Raw genomic sequence first — 24475 nt, 5'->3', positions numbered from 1 at the left:
ATACCAACCGCCCAACCTGTTGGCCCGCCGCACGCTGGGCGCGGCGGCACTTAAGCGCCACGGTACGCCCGGTGGAGAAGCGGCACAAGCTAGAGACGCAGCAGCGCGCGCAGCGTCTGAATGGTGTCGGCCTCCGCGGCTGTCTTGTCGTCGCGGTAGCGCTTGACGCGTGCGAACCTCAGCGCGATTCCGCCCGGATAGCGCGGGGAACGCTGCACGCCGTCGATCGCGATCTCGACCACCGTGACGGGCTCGACCCAGACGGTGCCCGCCGTGCTCCGCACCTCCAGCTCCTGGAACCTCTCGGTCTGCCAGCGCAGCAGGGCGTCGGTGAGGCCCTTGAATGTCTTGCCCACCATCACGTAGCCGCCGGGTTCGCCGAACTCGCCGGTCGGGTCGAGGGCTCCGAGGTGCAGGTTCGACAGGAGCCCGGTGCGCCGTCCTGACCCCCACTCGCAGGCAAGCACCACCAGGTCGTAAGTGAGTACCGGCTTCACCTTGATCCAGTTGGAGCCACGCCTGCCGGCCGCGTAGGCCGATCCCACCGCCTTCACAACCACGCCCTCATGGCCCGCGGCGAGCGCATCGCGCGACACTCTCTCAGCAACGGCCGCATCTGCCGTGATCTCCCCCGGGATCCGGTGTTCGGGCGCGATGCGCTCCAGCACGCCGAGGCGCGTCAACAAAGGTTCGTCGAGCAGGTCGCGCCCGTCGATGTGCAGCACGTCGAAGAACCACGGATGCAGCACCGTGGCACGCGCCGCATCCGCCCCGAACCGCGACATGGTCTCCTGGAACGGTCGCGGGCCGCCGTCCTCGTCGAGGGCGAGGGTCTCGCCGTCGAGGATCACATCGCGCACCGGCAGTCCGCGCACCACCTCCACCACCTCCGGCAGCCGGTGGGTCACCTCGGCCAGGGTGCGCGTGTAGATGCGAATATCGTCGCCGACGCGATGCACCTGGATGCGCGCGCCGTCGAGCTTGTATTCCACGGACGCCTCCCCCGTGACCTCCAGCGCCGCGGTAGCGCTGGCCGCAGTTGCGGCGAGCATAGGCTGCACGGGGCGGCCGACGACCAGGCCGACGGCGTCAAGCTCGGCTGCGGTGCCCGTGATCGCCAGCAGTGCGGTTTCGCCGAGATCGCCGGAAAGCATCGCCGCGCGGCGTACGGCGTCGACGGGCAGATCGGCGGCGCGGGCAACGGCATCCGTCAGCACCCCCTCGAGCGCACCGGTACGCAATTCACCAAGCAGCACGCCGGCGATGAAGGCTTGCTCGCGCTCGGTGGCTGCCGCCGTGAGCAGCCGGAGGGTCGCGGCGCGCTCCGCGGCCGATCCAGCGCCCGCGGTTCCCAGCAGCCGGTCCAGCGCGGCGTCGAGGTCGGCGACAGTAAGGCTCGGCTCGGCGGCCGGCTCCCCCATGGCCGCCGTCATGCCGCGCCAGCCGATCCCTACCCTGCCCTGCCGCGGCCGGGCGATGAGCAGGCCGACGGCCGCCGCGATATCCGCGGGCTCGAGCCGGCGCAGCAGATCGGCCAGTGCGTCGACCTTCGCGAGCCGTGAGCGGGTTGACGCGACGGTATCCGTGGTTTTCACGAGCTCGTCGAGCAGCATGGCATCAGTCTGCCACGCCCGCCGACGCTGGACAGTGAAGAACGCTGGACAGCACCGGGACGCCGTTCCAGAATGGACGCGTGGGCATCATCGTCGCGAACCTGTTCATCACTCTCGACGGCGTCTACCAGGCGCCCGGCGGTAGCAAGGAGGACACCGAGGGCAGTTTCGCCTTCGGTGGCTGGCAGATGCCGGTGTCCGACGACGAAGCCGACGCGGCCATTGGCGCCGAGATCGCCCTCATCGACGCCCTGCTCCTCGGCCGGAAAACCTACGACATCTTCGCGGCCTACTGGCCGCACCAGTCTGACGACATCGGCGGGACACTCAACCGGGTGCCCAAATTCGTCGTCTCCGGCACCCTGACCGATCCAAGCTGGGCGGGCACCACGGTGCTCCCTGATGCCACGGCCGCGGGACGGCTCCGCGAGGAGTACAACCAGGTGCACATGTTCGGCAGCGGCGTCCTCATCCGTTCACTGCTGGCGGCAGACGTGATCGACCGCCTCCATCTCTGGCTCTATCCGATCACTCTCGGGCAGGGCAAGCGCCTCTTCGACGCCGGGACTATCCCCGCCTCGTTCCGTCTCGCCGAGCCGGCGCGCAGCTTCCCGAAGGGGGCGGTGTCGCTGGTCTACGAGCGTGCGGGCGACGTTGAAACACAGGACATGCCGGGCGCATAGGGCGGGAAAGCTCACCGCGAATGATTTGTGGCACAAAAAACCGGCCCAGCGGAAGCTGGACCGGTTCTTTGTTTGGAGACTTTGCGCGGAGGCTCTAAGCCCTCACCGTCAGGGGACAGCGGGGATTAGTGGCTGTGGCCTGCGTGCTCGTCTTCGTTTGCGGGCTTCTCCACTACGAGGGTCTCGGTGGTGAGAACCAGCGCAGCAATGGATGCCGCGTTGCGCAGGGCTGCACGGGTGACCTTGACCGGGTCGATGACACCGGCGGCGATCAGGTCCTCGTACTCGCCCGTCTTGGCGTTGAAGCCGTTGTTGGTTTCGAGCTCTGCAACCTTGGCGGTGACAACGTAGCCGTCGAAACCGGCGTTCTGGGCGATCCAGCGAAGCGGCTGGACCAGCGCGCGGCGGACGATGCCCACAGCAGCGGCGGCGTCGCCTTCGAGTGCCTTGACTGCAGGGTCCTCGTCGAGGGCCTTCAGTGCGTGGATCAGTGCGGAACCGCCACCGGCCACGATGCCCTCTTCGAGGGCGGCGCGGGTGGAGGACACTGCATCTTCGATGCGGTGCTTCTTTTCCTTCAGCTCAACTTCGGTGGCTGCGCCGACCTTGATGACACCGATGCCGCCGGCCAGCTTGGCCAGGCGCTCCTGGAGCTTTTCGCGGTCCCAGTCGGAGTCGGTGCGGGTCAGCTCGGCGCGCAGCTGGGAAACCCGGGCTGCGACGTCTTCTGCGGAACCGGCGCCGTCAACGATGGTGGTGTTGTCCTTGGTGACCGTGATGCGGCGGGCGGTACCCAGCACCTCAAGGCCAACCGAATCCAGGCTGAGGCCCAGTTCCGCGGAGATGACCTGCGCACCGGTGAGGGTGGCGATGTCCTGCAGCATGGCCTTGCGGCGGTCGCCGAAGCCCGGAGCCTTGACGGCAACAACGTTCAGTGTGCCGCGGATGCGGTTGACGATCAGCGTGGACAGGGCCTCGCCCTCAACGTCTTCGGCAATGATGAAGAGCGGCTTGGAGCTCTGCAGCGCCTTCTCCAGCAGCGGCAGGAAGTCCTGCACGGAGGAGATCTTGCCCTGGTTGATCAGGATAAGGGCGTCTTCGAGGACGGCTTCCTGGCGTTCGGAGTCGGTCACGAAGTACGGGGACAGGTAGCCCTTGTCGAACTGCATGCCTTCGGTGAGGACCAGCTCGGTCTGCGTGGTGGAGGACTCCTCGATGGTGATCACACCATCCTTGCCGACCTTGCCGAATGCCTCGGCGAGGAGCTCGCCGATTTCGTCGCTCTGGGCCGAGATTGCTGCCACGCTGGCAACCTGCGTGCCTTCAACCGGGCGGGCGTTCTCGAGCAGGCGGGCTGCAATGGCTTCTACGGAAACCTCGATGCCACGCTTGATCTGGCCCGGAGCGGCGCCCGCCGCAACGTTGCGCAGGCCTTCCTTAACCAGGGCCTGGGCGAGCACGGTGGCCGTGGTGGTGCCGTCGCCGGCAACATCGTTGGTCTTGGTGGCTACTTCCTTGGCCAGCTGCGCGCCAAGGTTTTCGTACGGGTCATCAAGCTCAATTTCGCGGGCGATGGTGACGCCGTCATTGGTGATGGTGGGTGCCCCCCACTTTTTGTCGAGGACAACGTTGCGGCCGCGGGGGCCGAGCGTCACCTTGACAGTGTTGGCGAGCTTATCGATGCCGGCTTCAAGCGACCGGCGTGCAGCGTCGTTAAACGCAAGCTGCTTTGCCATGGTTTTGTCCTTTCAAAGACAGAACCCCGCACTGTTGTTCAGTCAGGGACGGAACAGCAGTACGGGGATCCAAAGAGTTACTTTACGACGATCGCCAGAACGTCGCGGGCGGACAGCACGAGGTACTCGTTGCCACCGGTCTTGACTTCGGTTCCACCGTACTTGGAGTAGATAACAACGTCGCCAACGGCTACGTCGACAGGGACGCGGTTGCCGTCTTCGAAGCGGCCGGGGCCTACTGCAACAACTTCACCCTCCTGCGGCTTCTCCTGTGCGGAGTCCGGGATAACCAGGCCGGAAGCCGTGGTCTGCTCGGCTTCGAGCGGGCGGACAACAATACGATCCTCAAGAGGCTTAATAGAGACCGACACTCGGACCTCTCCTTCTACGTCAGCGAAATTTGTGGACAGTTGAGCCGCTTCGCCGTGGCTGGCAAACCGTCGTCGCGGTGCCGGCAGCAGCCTGGCTGGCAGCTCGTCATGTGTTAGCACCCTCCTAGGGAGAGTGCTAATGATGACTCTATGTATTGGTTAGCACTCGGTCAAGGCGAGTGCCAGAATTATGTCGCCGGCGAACAGCCTGCTACCGGCCGGTGAGGTCCTCGAGATCGACGTCCTCGTCGCCGTCGTCCCCTTCCTCAACGGTGCCCCGCCGCAGGTACAGCACCACGGCGCCGCCCCCGGCAGCCAGCAGCGAGACCACCAGCAAGATGATGCCGCCTATGCGCGCCCCGGCGTAGAGGCCGCGGATCTCCCCTGCCTCGTCCGTGACGTCCTGGATATTCTTGCCGCCCACGGAGTAGACAGTGGCGTTGAACGTGTCCAGGAAGAAGATGATAATGAGCAGCGCGACGCAGACCACGGCCACTGCGGATCCTGCAATCAGCGCGGGGCGGGCGAACTTCACCAGGTCCGGGTTGCTGGCTTGGGGTAGTCCGGACGGCTGGGTGCCTGCGCTGTCTTCCATGCCTTCAACCCTAGCCGGATCTGGCCGCCGGGCCACCTCCACTAGGCTTGAACCCATGGCTCAAGCACCGCAGGACCAGATCGCCCCACTGCTCACGAGCGAAGGCTGGGAGCTCCTGGCGTCCCTGGGCCCGTACCGCGAGGACAAGTCCTTCGAGCTCAACGCGGCCCTCCGCAAGGCCGGGCACTCCCCCGCACTGGTCTCCGCCGTCCTCACCCAGTCCCGGCTCCGCACCAAGGCCGAGCTGAAGTTCGGCGAGTTCGCCCGGAGCATGCTCTTCACGCAGGCCGGGCTGGAACAGGCCACGCGCCTCACTGTTGCTGCTCGGCATGCCGAGCGCTTTGCGCAGGCCGGCGTCCGCCACGTGGCCGACCTCGGCTGCGGCCTTGCCGCGGACTCCCTGGCACTGGCATCGATGGACATCACGGTCACGGCCGTGGAAATGGACGAAACCACGGCCGCCTGCGCCACGGTCAACCTGATCCCCTTCCCCAACGCCACCGTGGTTCATTCGGACGCCACTACCGTCCCATTGGACGGGGTCGACGGCGTCTGGCTGGATCCTGCCCGACGGGTCACGTCCACGTCCGGCACCAAGAGGATCTGGGATCCTGAGGCGTTTTCGCCGCCGCTGTCCTTTGTGGAATCGCTCGCTGCCACCGGGCGCGCCGTTGGCGTCAAAATGGGACCCGGCATGCCGCACGAGTCAGTTCCCGCCGGCTGCGAGGCGCAGTGGGTCTCGGTAGGCGGCGACGTCACCGAGGTGGCCCTGTGGTTCAACTCCGTGCGCCGGCCCGGAATCCGCCGGGCCGCGCTGCTGCTCGGCCCGCAGGGCGCCGCCGAGCTGACCAGCGCTGAAGACTTCGACGGCGGTCCCGCCGCGCCGGTGGGTCCGGCAGAGGGCTACCTGTATGAGCCCGATGGCGCGGTGATCCGCGCCGGACTGGTGGCCGACGTCGCGCTTCAACTGCGCGGGCACCTGCTGGACGAGCACATCGCCTACATCTGCGCTCCGGAGCTGGTGGACACGCCGTTCGCCCGCGCCTACAAGGTCCTGGAAGTGATGCCGTACAACGTCAAGGCGCTCAAGGCCTGGGTGAAGGAGAACGGCTTCACGGTGCTGGACATCAAAAAGCGCGGCACCTCGGTAACTCCGGAGGAACTGCGCAAGCAGCTGTTCGCCGGAAGCAAGGTGGCCGGGAAAAAGGCCGGACAAAAAACAGCCACCCTGGTCCTGACCCGCATTGGGGAGGACCGGGTGGCCATCTCGGTGGAACCTGTCTAAGGCAGCGAACCGTCCTGAGGCCTGGCCTTACTGGGCGCGCATAAAGTCCTCGGCGGCCTGGACCTGCTCGTCGGTGGGCCGGACACCGGTGTAGAGCACAAACTGCTCGAGCGCCTGGATGGTGGCCACTTCGGCTCCCGTGATCACCTGTTTCCCGGCGGCGCGGGCCGCCTTGATCAGCGGCGTCTCTGCAGGCAGCGCCACGACGTCGAAGACCACCTTGGCTGCCGCGATCGCAGCTTCCGGGAAGGACAGCGAGTCCACTTCCGGGCCGCCTGCCATACCGATAGGCGTGACGTTGATGATCAGGTCCGCCGTGCCGCCGTCGAGCGTTGCCCGCCACTGGAACCCGTACTGCTCAGCGAGCGCCCGGCCGGTGTCTTCGTTCCGGGCGATGACGGTGACATCCGTGAAGCCGGCGTCCCGCAGGGCCGCGACGGTGGCCTTGGCCATGCCGCCGGCACCTTGGACCAGCACCGAGTAGTCCGTGGGCACGGCGTTGCTTGCGAGGAGCTGCTCGATGGCGGTGTAGTCGGTGTTGTAGGCCTTCAGATGCCCGTCAGTGTTCACGATTGTGTTGACCGAATCGATGGCTTTAGCGGAAGGATCCAGCTCATCGACGAGGGCCATCACGTCCTCCTTGTACGGCATGGACACCGCACAGCCGCGGATTCCCAGGCCCCTGACGCCGGCGATCGCCTGGGCCAGGTCGGCGGGGGCGAAGGCCTTGTAGATCCAGTTCAGGTCCAGCTGGTCGTAGAGGTGGTTGTGGAACCGCGTCCCGTTGTTGCTGGGCCGGGCCGACAGCGAAATACACAGGGTCATGTCTTTATTCAGAATGGGCACCTGTCCATTAAACCGCCGCTGACCGATTCGGCGATGTGTTGCGGGCCAAGTTACGGGCAGCCCGTCCCGGCTGGATAGCTTCCGACGGCGGCGGGCAGCTTTCCCGGGGCAGTTGCCTTGCCTGCCAGCACGGCAACGAGGGCGTCAAAAGCGCCAGGCGTGCGGCCGTACAGCGCAATCTTCACCGGGCCAGTGGAATCCTGCAGCGGCCACGGCGCATCCAGTGCCACGGCAATGTCGCCCCCAACCGGCCGACCGGCGTAACCGATGAGGCTGACCAGGGGGCCCGCCCCGGTGCCGAGCCCGGCCTTCGCTGCGGCAGCCTCAAACCGCGCCCGGTCCTGCGCTGATCCGCCGGCAATCCGGATGCTTCCCTCGACGATTGGCGCGCCGCAGTGTCCGGACAGCACCGTGACGGCGGCCGCGGAGACCCGCGCCGAGATGTCGGCGCCGCTGCCGGGGGCTGCGCTGGCGGGGGTCGACCCGGCAGGCGGCGACGTGACGCGGCCGCGCCAGGTCATCATGGTGGCCACGCGGACAGCTGCTTCGTCCAGGCGGGCCGCCGGCAGTGTTCCGGCCGCGACAGCGCTAACGATGGCTGCGTGGGCCTGCCCCACGTCCGTGGGCATCAGGAGCAGGTCCACGCCCGCGGCGAGCGCCGCGGTTGCTGCGGAGCCGCCCGGGTATTGCTGCTGGACTGCGCCCATGTTGAGGGCATCGGTCACCGCCACACCCTTGAAGCCCATGCCGCGCAGCGCAGCATAGGTGGGGCCGGACAACGACGCCGGGACGCCGGGTTCCAAGGCCGGTACGGCGATGTGCCCGGTCATGACCATGGGCATACCGGCGGCGATGGCCGCCCGGAACGGCTTCCAGTCCCGGGCTTCGAGTTCCGCGATGCCCGCGGGCTGCACCGGGAGGTCCTGGTGCGAGTCAACGGTGACGGAGCCGTGGCCGGGGAAGTGCTTGACGGCGGGCAGGACGCCGGCCTCCTGCATGCCCTGGGAAAACGCCACCGCCAGTGCTCCCGCTGCGTCCGGGTTGCCGGACATTGACCGGGCACCGATGGTGGGATCTGCTGGGCCGATGGTCACGTCGGCATCGGGGGCGAAGTCCACGGTGAAGCCCAGCGACGCGATCTCCGCGGCCAGAGCGCGGCCGGCGTCCTTGGCGAGTGGCGCATTGCCGGCAGCCCCGTAGCTCAGGGCCGTTGGCCATTCGGTCAGGGGCGCACCCAGCCGCGCCACAATCCCGCCCTCCTGGTCCACGCCGATGAGACCGGGCCAGGGCCTGCCGTCGGCCTTGGCGGCCTGGGCCAGCCGGGCGTTGACAGCAGTCATGGCAGCCGGATCCGCCTGACCGCGCGCGTCGAGCGGGATGTTGTCGCCCATAATGATGGACCCGGCAAGATGGAGGCGCTCAATGGTGGCGGCCTGGGCTTCGGCGTCCGTGCCGGCGTACACGGGCATCAGCACCTGGCCGGCCTTCTCCTCGACCGACATCGCCGCCACGGCGGCCCCGGCGACATCCTGGTCCCGCTGCTCGGGGCCCCAGCCCAGCGGCAGCAGCCCGGGGTCAGGTGAGGGAGAAGCGGACGGAGGTGCCGTCGTCGGCCGCTCTGATTCCGGGGTTGAGGCGGGCGCAGGGCCGGGGGTCGCCGGGGCGGTGGCGGGAACCGCCGTGCAGGCAGTCAGGGCGGCCACGGCAGCGGCCGCAATAAGGAGGGTGGTTTTGTGAATACTGTCACGGGTCCAAAGGAACAAGGCCATCAAGACGATGCTACCCCTGCATTAGACTTGAATGCGGCGCGTGCCCAGGGATATCTGAACAGTTAGGGGAACGCATGAAGATTGATTTCGCTTCATCGAAGCAATCAACTCTTGGTGTGGAATGGGAGCTGGCCCTGGTGGACGGCCAGACCGGCGAACTGGCATCAGTGGCCAACGAAGTACTCAGCGGCGTGGTTGCCAAGCACCCCGAACTCAACGAAGACGACGAACACCCGCACATCAAGCAGGAACTCCTGCTCAACACCGTGGAGCTGGTCACCGGCATCTGCGAGACTGCCGTCGAAGCCAAGGAAGACCTCAGCCGGTCCCTGGCCGCGGTGCGCGAAATCACCGATCCCATGGGCGTGGAGGTTTTCTGCGCCGGCAGCCACCCGTTCAGCCCGCCGCAGCTGCAGCCCGTGACGGACAAGGCCCGGTATGCCAAGCTGATCGACCGCACCCAGTGGTGGGGCCGGCAGATGGTCATCTACGGCGTGCACGTCCACGTGGGCCTGGACCGGCGCGAAAAGGCACTCCCCGTGCTGGACGGCCTGGTCAATTACTTCCCGCATTTCCAGGCACTCTCGGCGTCGAGCCCGTTCTGGGGCGGCGAGGACACCGGCTACGCATCGCACCGCGCCCTGATGTTCCAGCAGCTGCCGACGGCGGGCCTGCCCTTCCAGTTCCCGTCCTGGGACGAATACGAGTCCTACGTCCAGGACATGTTCACCACCGGTGTGATCGACACCCTCTCCGAGATCCGCTGGGACATCCGGCCCGTTCCCAACCTCGGCACCATCGAAATGCGCATCTGCGACGGCCTGGCCACGCTGGAGGAGGTGGGCGCGATTGCCGCGCTCACCCAGTGCCTGGTGGATGAATTCTCCACCACCCTGGACAACGGCGGCACCATCCCCACCATGCCGCCGTGGCACATCCAGGAGAACAAGTGGCGTGCCGCCCGCTACGGCATGGAGGCCATCATCATCCTCGACGCGGCCGGCAACGAACAGCTGGTCACCGACCACCTCCTGGAGACCCTGAACCGGCTTGAGCCGGTGGCAGCGAAGCTCGGCTGCCCCGACGAACTGGCCGACGTCGAGAAGATCATCCGCCGCGGCGCCGGATACCAGCGGCAGCGCCGCGTCGCCGCAGAGCACGGCGGCGACCTGCAGGCCGTGGTGCTGGACCTGGTCAAGCAGATGCGGAACGGGCCGACGGGCTAACCCCGCCCACGCTCGTTGAGTCCACCGGGATGGACTCAACGAGCGCAGGATAGCGCCGGGTTCGGCGGTTAGCCGACCCTCGCCGTGCCCAACGATGCCGTCTCCCGGGCCTGGGCCTGGAGGGCCTCCTGTTCCTCGGACTTGACCGCCTTCAGCAGGCAGACGATCATCGCGATCTTCCAGACCGGGAAGGCACATGCCGGGATCCACAGCGCGAACAGCCCGTTCCAAGACAGCGGCCCCTCGGTGAAGAGGTAGATGAAGACGCCCGGGAAGAACGAGAGTGCAAGGAAGAAGTTCAGGTAGCCGAACCAGCGCGGGAACACCGGATTGGCCCGCTTGTCGACCATTACCGCCAGACCGATCGAGGCAATGTTCAGCACGAATATCACGGCGACACCAACATAGGTGAGCCAGAACTGGTCACTCATCATCAGCATCAGCTCGGGGTTGCGGTCGGGCCGGTAGGCAGCTGTGGCCAACACTGCCATCGGGTACACCCAGCCGGTGGGTGCGACTACCGCGGTGGTCAGCTGGATCATAGAGAGAATTCCCCAGCCGCCCTCAATGCGCCTGATCTGGAGGCTGGTGATCACCGCGAAGGCATAGAAGAACGGGGCGAAGATGCCCATGATCACCACAGCCCACAAGATGCCCGAACGGTTTGCGGTCAGGAAAGCCGTCACCTCCGCGGCGGTGGCGGTGGGCGAGATCGGTGGAAAAAGCTTGCCGACGACGAAGTAGGCGATGAGGTTGGCAATCAACACGACGACGCCAGCCCAGACCGACATTCGGTGAAGCCTGAACTTGGTTTTCAATTCCATTTCGGTGTCCTTAAATCGGGTGTAAACAAGTGATGGAGCCAGGAGTTTGACTATGGCGCGGGAATTACTGCAGGCGCGAGGTCGAGCACGGCCTGGTAGCTGAACGCAATGGACGATCCAATCGGGGTTCCCGCGCCGGGATAAACGTGGCCCGACATCGCCGCCATGGTGTTGCCCGTGGCGTAGAGGCCCTCGATCGGCTCGCCCTCGAGTGTGAGCACCCGGGCATGTTCATCGGTGATCAGCCCGCCCTTGGTGCCAATGTCCGACAGGCGCACCGTTGCCGCATAGTAGGGGCCAGCACCAATGGGCGGCAGCAGCGGATTGGCCAATCCCTGTTCGGGCGGCACCATGTAGGCCATGACCGGGCCCGCAGGGAAGCCGACGATCTGGGAGCTGAACTGGTCCCAGGCACTCTCGCCCCGTTGGAACTGCTCATCCACACCTGATTGCGCATAGCCGTTGTACCGATCGATCGAGGCCTGCAGGGCCGCGGCCGGAACGTTGATGAGCTCGGCTAGCGCCGCAATGGAATCCGCCTTCACCAGGGCCCCGGACTCGAACCACTCGTCGTCCGGCGCCTTGTCGGGCGAACCACCAATGCTGTATCGGTCCAGGTGGTGCTCGTCGAAGACCCAGCGGACTTCAAGGTGCGAGACATCGGTTTGGGTGTGCCCATGGTAGATCGCGTGGCCCGACTGGTCGTAGGGGGCAGTCTCGTTGACGAAGCGCTCCCCGGCGGCGTTCACCCAGATCCCGCCGCGGGTGCCGGTGTGGAAGATCGGCAGGCCGTCGGGCCGCACCACTCCCGGAACGAACCACGCCTCGTCCATCAGTTCGGTGCCCGCCCCAATGGCGATGCCAGCCTTTAGCGCGTCCCCGGTGTTCTGTGGGGCGCCGTTGGACCATTCCCCCGTGATGTCCGGTGACTGGTGCTCGGCCCGCAGTGCGGCGTCGCGTTCGAATCCGCCGGCGGCCAGGATCACCCCGCGGTTCGCATGGATCGAGACCCGTTCGCCGTCCGCCAGTGCAACCACGCCGACCACCTTGCCGTCCTGATCGGTGATCAGGCTTTCCAGTGCGGTGTTGAGCCGTACTTCGCCGAACCCCGTTGCCAGGAAGGCCTTCAGCGCACGCCCTATGAGCGCGCGGCCGCCGGTGAGCAACGTGCCCTCATCGATGCCCCAGCGTTCGGTGAACAGGGGCTTGCGAATCAGTTCGGCTTCTTCTCCCAGTTCTTCGACGGTGACGGGTGCAGGGAAGATCGTCCGGCCGCTCGGCGAAGCCCCCGGAATCGAGGAATAGTAATCGGGCACGGGCATGAACTCGAACTTCCCGAACCACTCGTTGCGCTCAAGCTCGTCGATCACATCGATTCCCGCCTGGAGGTAGGCGTCCTGCCGGGCCTCTCGGGCGGGGTCGTTCACTGCCGTGCGCAAGTACGTGCGGCCTTCCTCCAGGCTGTTCGTTATCCCTGCCCGCTCGATCGGCGCCGAACCCGGATACCAGATGCCGGCTCCGGAGTAGGCGGTGGTTCCGCCCACCTTCTCGGTCTTCTCAATCACGAGGGTGCGCAACCCGCGTGACGCTGCCAGATAGGCGCCGACCAGGCCGCCTCCCGAACCCACGACGATCACGTCGAAGGTATTTACACCCGCTGTTTCATCTTCATTGATGGACATGCGAATCACTTTCTTCTTAAGGGCTGCAGCCTATCTACAGCCATAGAAAACAGGCGGTGAGAACCACCCAGAGAATGAGGCAATAAGCCTCGAACATAAGACGCATTGGCACCGGGGCCTTGCGCAGTTCCATGAAATCGAGTCCCACGAAGCGGACCTTCACGACGGCGATAGTGAGGATGGCCACCCCCAAGAGATGGACGCCTGTGCTTCCCGCCAGATGGCCTTCGATCCCTAGGACGGGATTGGCGATCGTCAGCACCACAAGCACGATCCACACGATGCCCGCCCGGGATTCGATCAGTGAGAACAGCCTGGTGGTTGGCTTTGCCTTCACCTGTTGTCCACTCATCACGCCACCAGGTACAGCAGCGGGAAGATGAGCATCCAGAGCAGGTCGACCAGATGCCAGAAGCACGCTCCCGATTCGATGACCATCATGCGTTTTTCGGCACCGTCGCCACTCTGCCGTGCCCTGGAAACCATCAGTCCCAGAACGCCGAGCCCGATCAGCACGTGCACCAGGTGCACGCCGGTGAGAACGAAGTACCAGGAGAAGAACGCGTTGAGGTCCAGTCCCGTCGTGCCGGAGGCTATGTGGGTATATTCAAAGGCCTTCAGCACCACAAAGAGCACACCGCAGGCCATGGCGCCGCGGAAGGCGCCGACGGCCACCGAACGCCCCTCGCGGCGCACGGCCCCCAGCCCCAGGACCACCAGCAGCGAGCTGCTCAGCAGGACCAGGGTGTTGGCCACGCCCATGGCCAGGCCCAGCTCCTGGCTGGATTGGGCAAAGAGCTCGGGGGCGCCGGCGCGATGCACCAGGTAGGCGACGAAGAAGATCAAGAAGATCACCATGTCGCCGAAAAAGAAGACCCACACCCCCGATTCGCCGGGGATCTGGCGACCCTCGGCCACCGGCTGGGACACCGTTGTCATCCCCATCCCAGATACCTGTCCTCGAGGCGCATCGAGTGGGGTTCGAAGGCACCGTAGACGCCCCGGAAAAACAGCAACGGGAGCTTTTCCGAGACGACCCGCAGGTCATTCACCTTTCCGATGGCGATCACGTGGTCACCTGCCTCAACGACCTGCTCGAGCGTGCATTCGATCCAGGCGACCACTCCGTCAAGCAGCGGCGCCCCGTTCTCCGAGGGCTGCCAGGCCACGTCCCTAAACCTTTGTGCACCCTTGGCCGCCATGGAGCGGCAGAGGCCGGCCTGGTCCGAGGCCAGGACGTTGGCCACAAAGTGACCGGCCGCCTGGATCTTCGGAAAGGTGTTTGATCCGCGATCGGCCAGGAACGCCACCATCGGCGGGTCCAGCGAGACCGACGTGAACGATCCCACCACCATCGCAATCGGTTCGCCGTCTTCGCCCGGGGCTGTGACCGCCACGACCCCGGTGGGGTAGTTACCAAGCACATTTCGAAAGTGCCGTGCTGGCTCGGCTCCTTCTGGCGTGCTCGGGAAGAGCGCTGTCACCTGGGCCATGTTCTCAGACCGCCCCGCGCAGGTTCTCCGGGAGCTCGAGACCCATCTCCAGCAGCGCCGTCGCGTGGAAGACCTGGCCCGGCACGTGGATGAAGTGCTGCAGGCCCATGTGGGCGTCGCGCCAGAAGCGCTGCAGCGGGTTGTCGCGCCGGCCGGCGTTGCCGCCCGAACGGGCAAAGATCTCATCCACGGCCCGCACTGCCCGCCATGCGCTCTGGATCTGGTTGCGGCGGACCTCGGCGGTCTGCACCGCGCTGACCGGGGTTCCGGCCTCCACATGGGCATAGGCCTTGGTGACCCCGTCGAGTAGATTCGAGCGCGAGGCGGCGATCTCTGCCGCGGCCTCGGAGATGGCGAACATCGAGTACGGATCGCTCTTGATCTGCACACCGCCGGCGTTGGAGCGTTTGCGCTGGTAGGCAAGGTGCAGGCCCAGGGCGCCTTCGGCGATGCCGATCACGGCCGAGGAAATCCCCAGCGGGAAGAGCACGTTGAACGGCAGCCTGTACAGCGTCTCGGTGCGGCCGGTGCGTTCGGCCGCGGCGCCCGATTGCACGTCCTCGTGCACCAAGGTGCGGTAGGTCGGGATGAACGCCCCCTTCACCACCACGTCCTTGCTGCCGGTGCCCTCCAGCCCGATCACGTTCCAGGAATCCTGGATGATCTCGTAGTCCGTGCGCGGCAGGATCACGTGCAGGTACTTGGGTGCTGCTGCCGGGCGGCCGGTTCCGTCGCCGGTGATGGCCCCCAGGAACACCCAGTCGCTGTGGTCGGTGCCGGAGGAGAACTGCCAGCGCCCGTTGAGGATGTAGCCGCCGTCCACGGGGTCCGCGATTCCCTGCGGCGTGTAGGGCGAGGAGACCCAGGTGTCCTGGTTCTCACCCCAGACTTCTTCCCCGACGCGTGGGTCCATCAACGCGATCTCCCACGGGTGCACCCCCACCACGCCGGCAACCCAGCCCGATGCCCCGCAGTGGCTGGCAGCAGCCATGACCGCCTCGCCGAATTCCGCCGGGTGCGCCTCGTCACCGCCGTGTTCCTTCGGCTGAAGAAGGCGCATCAGCCCGGCGGACTTGATGGCCGACACGCTCCTGTCGGAGAGCTTGCCGAGCTTCTCGCTCTCGTCTGCGCCCGCTTCCAGTTCATCGGCAACGGCTTCAACGCGAGCCACCGCATCCTTCACGGCCAAATCACTGAGGGTGCTAGCTCCTGCGTTCATCAGTGCTCCTCCTGCATTGTTGTCCCTGGCCCCCCGGTGGGGCTGTGGTGCGCTCAATACTGCGGCCAGTGAATGGTGGGTGGCGCGCGCCCATCCCACTGAACGGGAACCAAGCCCCGGGACGCCGATCCGCATCTGCTTGAGTCGAGTCACCAAAGAGCACCAATCACTAGGAGAGACACCCATGACGGCCACAGATGTTGGGCAAGAGCAGATCACCTATGAATCCACGCTGCGGGAAGTAGCGACCTCCTCGGGAGTGCTCCGCTACCACGAGGCAGGCAGCGGCCCACCGCTGATCCTGCTGCACGGCTCCGGCGCAGGTGTCAGCGGGTGGCGCAACTTCCGCGGCAACCTGGGCTTCTTCGCCCAGAACTTCAGGACCCTCGCCCTGGAGTTCCCGGGGTTCGGCGTCAGCGATTCCACCGGCGAACACCCGATGCTTTCTGCCCCTGCTTCGGTCATCCGCTTCCTCGACGCCCTTGGCATCGAGCAGGCCGACTTCATCGGCAATTCGCTCGGCGGCCAGGTGGCCACCCGGATAGCCATTGACCACCCCGAGCGGGTCCGCCGGCTGGTGACCATCGGGGGCGTGGGGCGCAACCTGTACTCCCCGATGCCGGGTGAGGGCATCAAGCTGCTGGTTGATTTCACCGAGGACCCCACCCGCGAAAAACTCATTCAGTGGCTCGAGGCGATGGTTTTTGACCCGGCGGTGCTCACCGAGGAACTCATCGACGAGCGCTTCGCCGTGGCCACCGACTCGGACACCCTGGCCAGCGCCCGGATGATGTACGGCCGGCACACCATCGCCCTGATCCTCGCCTCGGTCGAATCCGCCGATGCCCCGGACTGGACGCAGCTGGGCAAGATCAAGGCCCCCACTCTCTTGACCTGGGGCCGCGATGACCGCGTCACGCCGCTGGATTCCTCCATCCTTCCGATGCGCACCATCCCCAAGGCCGAGCTCCACGTCTTCCCGAACTGCGGGCACTGGGTCATGGTCGAGGCCAAGGCGGCCTGGGAATCGGCAGTCATGGCCTTCCTGACCCGGCCGGATCAGGCATGAGCGCCCCGCAGGCGGCGCAGGCCCAGGCCACGACCGTCACGCCCGAGGACCTGGATCAGGCGGTTGCCCGGCTTGAAGAGGCCGAACGCACGCGCGTCTCCGGGGCTCCGGTGCGCGATCTGCTCGGAGCCTCCAACATCAAAGATGCCTACACGGTTCAGCAGCGCATCATCGCCTCGAAGATCTCCGGCGGCGCCACGCACGTCGGGCGGAAGATCGGACTGACATCACTGGCGGTGCAGAAGCAGGTGGGCGTTGATACCCCTGACTTCGGTGTGCTGCTTGATGACATGGCCTATTCGGACGGTGCGTACATCCCGATCGAGCGGCTGATTGCACCCCGGGCCGAGGCCGAGATCGCCTTTGTGCTGGCCCACGACATCACCGATCCGGAGGTTTCACTGGAGGAGGTGGCCGGCGCCGTTGCCTACGCAAGCCCCGCGATCGAGGTGGTGGACAGCCGTGTCGCGAACTGGGACATCCAGATCAGCGACACCGTTGCCGACAACGCCTCCAGCGGCGTCTTTGTGCTGGGGGACGCGAAACTGTCCCTGTCTGACTTCGTGCCGCGAGGGAGCGAAATGCGGATGACCTCCAATGGACGCGAGGTCTCAACCGGCACAGGCGCCGCATGCCTCGGCGATCCGCTCGAGGCCCTGCGCTGGCTGGCCCACACCTCCATCGAATTCGGCGCTCCGCTGCGGGCAGGGGAGGTCATCCTTTCCGGGGCCCTCGGGCCCCTGGCCCCCGTCGAGGCCGGCAAAACACTCACGGCCTTCATCACCGGCCTCGGGGCCGTCACCGTCACCTTCACCCAAGGGGGAACCAAATGAGCATCAAAGTTGCCATCATCGGCTCGGGCAACATCGGCACCGACCTGATGTTCAAGATCATGCGCAGGTCACGCACCCTGGAAATGGGAGCGATGGTGGGCATCGACCCCGCCTCCGACGGCCTGCGTCGGGCCGCCAGCATGGGCGTGCCCATCACCTCCGACGGAGTCCAGGGCCTGATCGAGATGCCCGGATTCGATGAGATCGAGGTCGTCTTTGACGCCACCTCGGCCGGCGGCCACATCGCCAACGCCGCGGCGCTGGCGCCCTTCAACAAGCGCCTGGTTGACCTCACTCCCGCGGCCCTGGGCCCGTTTGTGATCCCTGCGGTGAACCTGGAGGAACACCTGGATGCACCTGACATCAACATGGTCACGTGCGGCGGGCAGGCCACCATCCCGATTGTCGCCGCCGTCTCCCGCGTTGTCCCGGTCCCCTATGCCGAGATCGTTGCCTCGGTCGCCTCGCGCTCGGCCGGTCCCGGGACCCGGGCCAACATCGACGAGTTCACCGAAACCACTGCCCATGCCATCGAGCAGGTCGGCGGCGCGGCACGGGGCAAGGCCATCATCATCCTGAACCCGGCCGATCCACCGCCCATCATGCGCGACACCGTCTATTGCCTGACCGGCGAGGTCGACCACGAGAAGATCCGTGCCTCCATCACCGAGATGGTCGCCGCCGTTTCCCAATACGTGCCCGGCTACCGCCTGAAGCAGGACGTGCAGATCACCCCCGTGGAGCCCGAGACCCTGGCATCGTTGCTCGGCAAGGACGCCGCAGGCATCCGATGGAAAATAACCACCTTCCTTGAGGTTGAAGGTGCAGCCGACTACTTGCCCGCTTACGCCGGCAACCTCGACATCATGACCTCCGCCGCCCTGCGGGTCGGCGAACTGGTCGCCGCCCGCGACATCATTGGAGTCTGAACATGGCCACCACCACACCTGGCGCCGTCCCTAGGCCGCTCTACATACAAGACGTCACCCTTCGTGATGGCATGCACGCCATGCGCCACCGCATCAGCGTCGATTCCCTGGTTGGCATCGTCAAGGCCCTTGACCACGCAGGGGTTTCGGCCATCGAGGTCACCCACGGCGATGGGCTCGCTGGCTCCAGCCTCAACTACGGCATCGGCAGCCACAGCGACTGGGAATGGATCGAGGCCGCCTGCGGCAACATCGAGCGTGCCGTTCCCACCTCCCTGTTACTCCCGGGCCTCGGCACCATCGACGACCTGCGCCAGGCGGCAAGGCTCGGCATCCGCTCGGTGCGCATTGCCACGCACTGCACCGAGGCCGACATCTCGGCCCAGCACATCGCCGCCGCACGCGAACTCGGGCTCGACGTCTCGGGCTTCCTGATGATGTCCCACCTGGCCGAGCCGGCTGACCTGGCCAAGCAGGCCAAGCTCATGGAGTCATATGGCGCGAATTGCGTCTATGTCACCGACTCGGCCGGCGCCCTGACCATGGACGGGGTGCGCGAGCGCATCCGCGCCTACCGCGACGTGCTCGATTCCGGCACCCACGTGGGCATCCACGCCCACCAAAACCTCTCGCTTGCCGTCGCCATCTCGGTGGTGGCCGTGCAGGAGGGTGCCTTCCGGGTTGATGCTTCCCTCGCCGGGCACGGCGCGGGAGCGGGCAACACCCCGATTGAGGCGTTCATTGCCGTGGCGGACAAACTTGGCTGGGAGACCGGATGTTCGGTGTTTGAGCTCCAGGATGCGGCAGATGACCTGGTCCGGCCCCTGCAGGAACGTCCGGTGCAGGTCGACCGGGAGACCCTCACCCTTGGCTATGCAGGGGTGTACTCCAGCTTCCTGCTCCATGCCGAGGACGCGTCCAAGACCTACGGCCCGGACGCCCGGGAGCTGCTGACCATTGCCGGGCAGCGCGCCCTGGTCGGCGGCCAGGAGGACATGCTGGTGGACATCGCCCTGGACCTCGCCAACCGGTAGCCAGGGCCTGGGGCACCACGAACGCCGGCCCGGCACCCCACGAAACAGGGGTGCCGGGCCGGCGTTGTTGTATGCGCTTTTTCTTAGGCCACGGCGTCGTCGGCTGCCATGGCAGCCTCGGCCAGGACCAGGTCGTTGGAGATGGCCTTGGCGGTGCCGATCAGCACCGGCACGATCCGCTCCAAGGGCACGGAGAAGTCGCCAACCACCGAGATGGCAGCAGCCGGCCCCCCGGTGTCACGGATTGCCGTGCCGACGCAGGCAATGCCCGGGAAGGACTCGCCGCGTTCGAAGGCCACGCCGTTGCGCGCCCTGATGGTTGCCAGCTCCCGGTGCAGGCCGGCCACATCGGCGATGTGGTGGCCATGATGCTGTCCGGCGAGCTCGGCGAACTGCTCATGGACAACCTCGGGCGGCAGGTACGCCAGAATCGCCTTGCCGACGGCGGTGCGGTGGGCAGGTGCGCGCCCGCCGACGCGCGAGGGAACCTTGGTCGCGCCGGCGCCGCCGAACTTGTCAAGGTAGTAGATTTCGGAGCCGTCGATGGCAGCCAGATGAACCACGAGCCCGGTCCGGTACGCGAGTTCGTTCAGCCGCGCGTTGGACGCCGAGCGAAGCTCCTCGTAGACGATGTCGCGGGCACCAAGCCTCATGGACTTGTACCCGAGGCTATAGAGGTTGCCGACGTGGGCAATCCACCCCGATTGCGCCAACTGCTCAAGGATGCGGTGGGTCGTCGAGCGGGGCAGGTTGCTGCGTCGTGTCACCTCATCGAGGGAAAGCCGTGCCATCGGAAGCCCGAAGGCATCCATGATGCTGCTGATCCGCTCCACCATTGATGGGGCAAAAGGGTCTTTTAATCCTTTGGCGGCTTCCTTGCCGCCGAGCAAACGTGTCATATTATCCGTCCCAAGACACCATTGTCGGGCACAACTACAAATGGACTTTATCGTTTTGACCACCATAGGGAAATAGCTGGATGCCTCCGACGGCGACCGCTTCGCGGTTCCGTCGGAGGCATCCAGCCGGTGGGCGAAGGTATCACCCGATGGTCAGACCCTCTCCGAGCAGAGAGGTCAGCGAGGCGGAATCCGTGGACGAGTACATCGATCCGTCAGGCCCCATCGGCAGCGGGTCGCCGAACCACGTCGCTCCGTAGTCCATGTTCAGCGGCGTCCACTCGAGTGCCTTCCAGTCGGGATCGAGGATTTGGTAGCCGCCCGCGTACAACTCCACGCGGTGTCCGGAGCCCGGGTCGCGCAGGTAGAGGTACATCGACTGGGCGATGCCGTGCTTGGCCGGGCCGACGTCGAAAACGACGTCGTGGTCCCGCAACACGTCGGCGGCAACAAGGAGGTCGCTGTGGTTCTCGAGGTTGAAGGCTACGTGGTGCAGCTGACCGTTCTTCTCCTCGGGGCTCATCGCGATGGCGAGGTCGTGAACCTGGGGGGTGACGGACAGCCACGAGGCGATGAGCATATCTGCCTCAGGTACGTGCACGTACTCGCGGCGCTTGAAGTCGAGGGTTTCGCGCAGCCACTTCTCAGCGGGAGCCACGTTCTGCGGCGCCGTCTGAACGTTGTAATGGTCAATCCGGCGCACGCCAAGCCCGCGCCGGCGTGAGCTGTTGCTGGGCAGCTTGGAGCGGATCTCCTCGGGCGCCTCGGGGGCGTCGATGTCGTAGTAGAACTCGAAGGGGTGGTCCGAGTACGGGGTCATGAAGCGGATGGCGGTGCCGCGGCCAGCCTGGTGGCCGCGTGGCAGCTCGAGCACCTCGATGTCCTGCTCCTTGAGCTCCTGGGCGTAAAGCTCCACGTCTTCGGGCCGTCCAACCCGGAAGCTGTAGGAATCAACGATCGGCTTCTCGCTGGCGAACAACACCAGCGAGTGGTGCTTCAGCTCCTGGTAGCCGCGCAGGTAGACCGTGTCGCCGACTCGCTGGACTTCCTCCATGCCGAGAAGATCCCGGAAGAAATTTAGCGAAGTCTCAAGATCCGGTGTGCCCAGCGAAATGGCACCGACGTGAGCGATGCGGGGACCTGGGGATGACGCAATAGCCATGTTTGTAGCTCCTTATGCCTGTCGTCGAGCGACGACCCGATGAGGGTTGAGCGGTGGGAACACCCAACCACTTGCCGCGAGTCTAGATTCGCTCGAACTGCCCATTCCGAGCCCATTCCACTCAGCGGGACGGAGCGCACTTGATCGCGGGCCATCGACGGGATCACCAGGATTTTCCGCCCGACGGCGGCGGGAGCGGCACGTCGGAACTCGCAGGCTCTGGTCCTACCGGGGTATCGACAGGCTCAACCACCGGAGGCTAGGGAGTCAGGCGGGGAGTGACACCGCGGTGACAGGCATCGAGGAATCCGGGGCGAAGCGGATGCCACTGGGCCCGATTCCTGCCATCACCAGCTGTGCCCCCAGCGCCGCCACCATGGCGCCGTTGTCCGTGCACAGGTCCAGCGGCGGCACGTGGAGTTTGATTCCGGCGGACGCACAGCGCTGGCCGGTGAGCTCGCGCAGCCGGGAGTTGGCTGCCACTCCCCCGCCCAAGAGAACGTCTTTGATGCCGTGCTCGCGGCAGGCCAGGACGGCCTTGGACGTGATCACATCCACCACTGCTTCCTGGAAAGCTGCGGCGATGTCGGCCACCGGCACGTCTTCGCCGCGGGCCTCGAACTGCTCAACACACCGCGCCACCGCCGTCTTCAGGCCGCTGAAGGACCAGTCGTAGCGGTGTTTTCCAGGCTCCTCGGCAGTACCCATGTACTTGGGCTGGCTGAGGCCGCGCGGGAAACGGATGGCTTTGGCGTTGCCGGTGCGGGCCAGCCTGTCGATAGCCGGGCCGCCCGGGTAGCCGAGGCCCAGGATGCGGGCCACCTTGTCGTAGGCTTCGCCGGCAGCGTCGTCGATAGTGGAGCCGAGGAGCTGGACGTCGCTGGTGATGCTGTTGATCTTCAGGATTTCGGTATGCCCGCCGGAGACCAGCAGGGCGCCCAGGTTCTCCGGGAGACGGCTGCCGTGGCCGAGCCCTGCGGCCAGACTGGCGGGACGGCCGGCCCCGCGGCCGGCGGCAGCACCGCCGTCGGGGTTTCCGTCCAGCAGTCCGACGCCGACATGTGCCACCAGGTGGTTGATGGCATACAGCGGCTTGCCGGTGGCCACGGCCAGGGCCTTAGCCGCGCAGACCCCCACCATCAGGGCGCCCGCAAGCCCGGGCCCGGAGGTGACGGCAAGGGCGTCCACGTCGTCCAGCGACACGTCGGCGTCGGCCAGGGCCTGGCGCAGGGTGGGCACAAAGGCGTCAAGGTGTGCGCGAGAGGCGATTTCGGGGATCACGCCGCCGAAGCGGACGTGCTCGTCCATCGAGGAGGACACCGTGTTGGTGAGCAGCGTGGTGCCGCGGACGATGCCGACGCCGGTTTCGTCGCAGGAGGATTCGATGCCCAGCACCAGGGGCTGCGAGCGGTTCATGGCTGGCCTGCTTCTGTTGTGTGATCCTGGGCTGGTGTGTGACCTGGTGCGGCGTCGGCTGGTGCGCCTTCGGGGGCCAGCTGCAACCGCATGATGAGGGCGTCAACGCCGTCGCGGTAGTACCCGCGGCGGACGTGGATCTGTTCGAAGCCGAAACGTACATACAACTGCTGGGCCCGCGGGTTGTCGGCCCGGACCTCCAGGAGGACGTCTGCCGCCCCGCGGAGACCGGCTTCCGTGATCAGCCTGGTCAGGAGCGTAGAGCCGATGCCCCGGCCTTCGAATTCAGGCACGACGGCGATGGTCTGGACGTCCGCGATGGGCTCGATGCACATCAGCCCGGCGTAGCCCACGATGCTCCCACCGCTTTCCGCCACCAGGTAACGGCGCGTTTCCGGCTGGGACAGTTCGGACAGGAACATGTGCAGCGGCCACGCGTCCGCAGGGAACAGCCGCTGTTCGAGGGCGTCCACAGCGGGCACGTCCTCCAGGGTCATGTCCCGGAACACCACTCCGTCAGCGCTGGTCGGCATGCTCATAGGGCCCGCTTCCGTGGGCCGGGGACCTGGGCATCCGATTCCCGGAGGTATAGGGGTGTGGAGTCGAGCAGCTGCCCGCCGGCTGCCAGCCGGGCCAAGGCGAACTGTCCGAGGTAGAGGGCGTCCGGTTGTTCGTTGCTGAAGCCCGGGTCTGCGCGCAGCACGTCACTGTAGAGTCCGGCGCCGGCGCCGTAGGCCGGGAGGTCCGGAAGGTCGGCCGCGAAGCTGACGTGCGGGCCGTCCTCGAGCTGCGGCAACTGGCCGTCGGCGAGGCTGTACCGCGCCCAGTAGACCTCTTTGCGCCGGGCATCCGTGACCACCAGGAATTCGGCCGCGGCATCGGTGGACTCAGCCACTTCCAGTGCCACGGCGTCCAGGCTCATCAGCCCGTACAGCGGTTTGTCCCAGACGAAGGCGAGCGTCCGGGCGGTTGCGATCCCCGAGCGCAGGCCGGTGAACGGGCCGGGGCCCACGCCTGTCACGATCGCGTCAATGTCCTGGCCGGTGACGCCCGCAGAGGCCAGCAGGTCCTCGATGCCGGGTGCAAGCACTTCGGCATGGCTGCGCGTGTCCTCGGTGGAGAAGCTGGCCACCACGCCTTCGAGTGCGTCGTCCGAGACCAGCGCAGCACTGGCAACGGCGGAGGTGTCGATGGCAAGAATAAGCATCAAGGTGTCCCTTCGAAGGCGCCGCCAAGGACAGGTTTCATGCTCCAGCGGGGACCGAAACCGCGCAGCACGATGGTGCGGGGTTCGTCGTCGTCCTCGGTGTCAAAGTCCAGGATTTCGGTGTGGCCGGGGATTGGTTCCGAGGCCCCCACCGCGTCAAGCCCGATCGCCCGGTGCAGGTCCACTTCCAGCCGGCTCTCGCTCAGGTGCTCCACCCGGCCGCGCCCCCACTCCACCACGGTCACGGACAAGTCCAGCGTGTTTTCCAGGTCAATGTCGTCAATTTCCGACGCCGATCCCAGCCGGTACGCGTCCACGTGCACCAGGTCCGGGCCACCTGGCCGAGGGCCGTCGGGCAGGTTGGGATGGATGCGGACCAGGACAAACGTGGGCGAGATGATTCCCGCGCGCACGCCCAGGCCTTCGCCGAGCCCCTGCGTGAAGGTGGTTTTCCCGGCGCCCAGCTCGCCGGTCAGCACCAACAGATCCCCGGCCTGCAGCTCCGCCCCTAAAGCGGCACCGAGCGCGTGCGTCTCATCCGCCGTCGTGACTCTCAGCGTCTGTTCCCAAGTGGGCATCTCTGC

25 protein-coding genes are annotated in these 24475 nt (G+C 66.2%); 7 read left to right on the top strand and 18 right to left on the bottom strand.

Features of this window, described 5'->3' with window-relative positions:
- Positions 1-89 precede the first annotated feature (89 nt).
- Positions 90-1613 carry an ATP-dependent DNA ligase gene (locus tag AU252_RS17395; protein WP_058931794.1) on the bottom strand — a complete coding sequence of 508 codons (1524 nt, stop codon included), beginning with the start codon at positions 1611-1613 and terminating at the stop codon, positions 90-92.
- 80 nt (positions 1614-1693) lie between these two features.
- Between AU252_RS17395 and AU252_RS17390 the strand changes: the two genes are divergently transcribed.
- On the top strand, positions 1694-2296 hold the full coding sequence (locus AU252_RS17390) for a dihydrofolate reductase family protein (protein WP_058931793.1): 603 nt from the start codon (positions 1694-1696) through the stop codon (positions 2294-2296).
- Between the two features lie 125 nt (positions 2297-2421).
- Here the strand turns inward: AU252_RS17390 and groL are convergent, their stop codons facing one another.
- The 3 genes from groL to AU252_RS17375 form a co-directional block, all read right to left on the bottom strand.
- Entirely contained in the window at positions 2422-4032 is a 1611-nt protein-coding gene (gene groL / locus AU252_RS17385; protein WP_058931792.1) for a chaperonin GroEL, read from the bottom strand.
- Between the two features lie 77 nt (positions 4033-4109).
- Positions 4110-4403 (bottom strand): co-chaperone GroES, encoded by a 294-nt coding sequence (gene groES, locus AU252_RS17380; RefSeq protein WP_056344177.1) that lies wholly within the window; start codon positions 4401-4403, stop codon positions 4110-4112.
- Between the two features lie 211 nt (positions 4404-4614).
- Positions 4615-4998: a hypothetical protein gene (locus AU252_RS17375; RefSeq protein ID WP_058931791.1), complete on the bottom strand. Its 384-nt coding sequence runs from the start codon at positions 4996-4998 to the stop codon at positions 4615-4617.
- Between the two features lie 55 nt (positions 4999-5053).
- Here AU252_RS17375 and AU252_RS17370 point away from each other — a divergent pair, with 55 nt between their 5' ends.
- On the top strand, positions 5054-6283 hold the full coding sequence (locus AU252_RS17370) for a class I SAM-dependent methyltransferase (RefSeq protein ID WP_058931790.1): 1230 nt from the start codon (positions 5054-5056) through the stop codon (positions 6281-6283).
- A gap of 27 nt (positions 6284-6310) precedes the next feature.
- Here the strand turns inward: AU252_RS17370 and AU252_RS17365 are convergent, their stop codons facing one another.
- Together AU252_RS17365 and AU252_RS17360 are read right to left on the bottom strand one after the other, a co-directional pair.
- Positions 6311-7129, bottom strand: coding sequence for a shikimate 5-dehydrogenase (locus AU252_RS17365; RefSeq protein ID WP_276203721.1), 819 nt, complete (start codon positions 7127-7129; stop codon positions 6311-6313).
- Between the two features lie 50 nt (positions 7130-7179).
- Positions 7180-8631 carry a glycoside hydrolase family 3 protein gene (locus AU252_RS17360; RefSeq protein ID WP_058933026.1) on the bottom strand — a complete coding sequence of 484 codons (1452 nt, stop codon included), beginning with the start codon at positions 8629-8631 and terminating at the stop codon, positions 7180-7182.
- 341 nt (positions 8632-8972) lie between these two features.
- Between AU252_RS17360 and AU252_RS17355 the strand changes: the two genes are divergently transcribed.
- Complete coding sequence (locus AU252_RS17355) at positions 8973-10124, top strand: glutamate--cysteine ligase (protein WP_058931788.1); 1152 nt, start codon at positions 8973-8975, stop codon at positions 10122-10124.
- A gap of 68 nt (positions 10125-10192) precedes the next feature.
- Here AU252_RS17355 and AU252_RS17350 read toward each other — a convergent pair whose 3' ends face one another.
- The 6 genes from AU252_RS17350 to AU252_RS17325 all read right to left on the bottom strand — a co-directional run bounded on the left by AU252_RS17350 (position 10193) and on the right by AU252_RS17325 (position 15342).
- Positions 10193-10948 (bottom strand): hypothetical protein, encoded by a 756-nt coding sequence (locus AU252_RS17350; RefSeq protein WP_058931787.1) that lies wholly within the window; start codon positions 10946-10948, stop codon positions 10193-10195.
- Between the two features lie 50 nt (positions 10949-10998).
- Entirely contained in the window at positions 10999-12630 is a 1632-nt protein-coding gene (locus AU252_RS17345) for an FAD-dependent oxidoreductase (RefSeq protein WP_058931786.1), read from the bottom strand.
- Between the two features lie 34 nt (positions 12631-12664).
- Complete coding sequence (locus tag AU252_RS17340) at positions 12665-12967, bottom strand: cytochrome C oxidase subunit IV family protein (RefSeq protein ID WP_240484217.1); 303 nt, start codon at positions 12965-12967, stop codon at positions 12665-12667.
- A gap of 14 nt (positions 12968-12981) precedes the next feature.
- The gene (locus tag AU252_RS17335; RefSeq protein WP_205630590.1) at positions 12982-13575 is read right to left on the bottom strand and encodes a cytochrome c oxidase subunit 3; all 594 of its coding nucleotides are present in this window, start codon (positions 13573-13575) and stop codon (positions 12982-12984) included.
- Positions 13566-14054 (bottom strand): flavin reductase family protein, encoded by a 489-nt coding sequence (locus AU252_RS17330; RefSeq protein WP_205630589.1) that lies wholly within the window; start codon positions 14052-14054, stop codon positions 13566-13568. Before AU252_RS17330 ends, AU252_RS17335 begins: the two co-directional genes overlap by 10 nt.
- Before the next feature lie 73 nt (positions 14055-14127).
- Positions 14128-15342 (bottom strand): acyl-CoA dehydrogenase family protein, encoded by a 1215-nt coding sequence (locus AU252_RS17325; protein ID WP_058931783.1) that lies wholly within the window; start codon positions 15340-15342, stop codon positions 14128-14130.
- A 184-nt stretch (positions 15343-15526) separates the two neighbouring features.
- On the opposite strand from AU252_RS17325, the gene AU252_RS17320 reads away from it, so the two are divergent.
- The 4 genes from AU252_RS17320 to dmpG are packed head-to-tail and all read left to right on the top strand — an operon-like array spanning position 15527 to position 19207.
- Positions 15527-16411 (top strand): alpha/beta fold hydrolase, encoded by an 885-nt coding sequence (locus AU252_RS17320; protein ID WP_058931782.1) that lies wholly within the window; start codon positions 15527-15529, stop codon positions 16409-16411.
- On the top strand, positions 16408-17244 hold the full coding sequence (locus tag AU252_RS17315; RefSeq protein ID WP_058931781.1) for a 2-keto-4-pentenoate hydratase: 837 nt from the start codon (positions 16408-16410) through the stop codon (positions 17242-17244). The genes AU252_RS17320 and AU252_RS17315 overlap by 4 nt, the downstream gene beginning before the upstream one ends.
- Positions 17241-18173, top strand: a complete 933-nt coding sequence (locus AU252_RS17310) for an acetaldehyde dehydrogenase (acetylating) (protein WP_058931780.1) — start codon at positions 17241-17243, stop codon at positions 18171-18173. The genes AU252_RS17315 and AU252_RS17310 overlap by 4 nt, the downstream gene beginning before the upstream one ends.
- A gap of 2 nt (positions 18174-18175) precedes the next feature.
- Positions 18176-19207, top strand: a complete 1032-nt coding sequence (gene dmpG, locus AU252_RS17305) for a 4-hydroxy-2-oxovalerate aldolase (protein WP_058931779.1) — start codon at positions 18176-18178, stop codon at positions 19205-19207.
- An 83-nt stretch (positions 19208-19290) separates the two neighbouring features.
- Here the strand turns inward: dmpG and AU252_RS17300 are convergent, their stop codons facing one another.
- From AU252_RS17300 to tsaE, 6 genes are all read right to left on the bottom strand, one after another.
- Entirely contained in the window at positions 19291-20106 is an 816-nt protein-coding gene (locus AU252_RS17300; RefSeq protein WP_058931778.1) for an IclR family transcriptional regulator, read from the bottom strand.
- Positions 20107-20248: 142 nt separating this feature from the next.
- Complete coding sequence (locus tag AU252_RS17295; RefSeq protein WP_058931777.1) at positions 20249-21268, bottom strand: VOC family protein; 1020 nt, start codon at positions 21266-21268, stop codon at positions 20249-20251.
- A 267-nt stretch (positions 21269-21535) separates the two neighbouring features.
- Positions 21536-22684, bottom strand: a complete 1149-nt coding sequence (gene tsaD / locus AU252_RS17290) for a tRNA (adenosine(37)-N6)-threonylcarbamoyltransferase complex transferase subunit TsaD (RefSeq protein ID WP_058931776.1) — start codon at positions 22682-22684, stop codon at positions 21536-21538.
- Entirely contained in the window at positions 22681-23223 is a 543-nt protein-coding gene (gene rimI, locus AU252_RS17285) for a ribosomal protein S18-alanine N-acetyltransferase (RefSeq protein ID WP_058931775.1), read from the bottom strand. Before rimI ends, tsaD begins: the two co-directional genes overlap by 4 nt.
- On the bottom strand, positions 23220-23891 hold the full coding sequence (gene tsaB / locus AU252_RS17280) for a tRNA (adenosine(37)-N6)-threonylcarbamoyltransferase complex dimerization subunit type 1 TsaB (protein ID WP_058931774.1): 672 nt from the start codon (positions 23889-23891) through the stop codon (positions 23220-23222). Before tsaB ends, rimI begins: the two co-directional genes overlap by 4 nt.
- The gene (tsaE, locus tag AU252_RS17275; RefSeq protein WP_058933024.1) at positions 23891-24469 is read right to left on the bottom strand and encodes a tRNA (adenosine(37)-N6)-threonylcarbamoyltransferase complex ATPase subunit type 1 TsaE; all 579 of its coding nucleotides are present in this window, start codon (positions 24467-24469) and stop codon (positions 23891-23893) included. The genes tsaB and tsaE overlap by 1 nt, the downstream gene beginning before the upstream one ends.
- Positions 24470-24475: the final 6 nt, after the last annotated feature.

The organism is Pseudarthrobacter sulfonivorans (genome assembly GCF_001484605.1).
GTDB classification, from domain to species: domain Bacteria; phylum Actinomycetota; class Actinomycetes; order Actinomycetales; family Micrococcaceae; genus Arthrobacter; species Arthrobacter sulfonivorans_A.
This window is presented reverse-complemented; position numbering and strand designations above follow the sequence as displayed.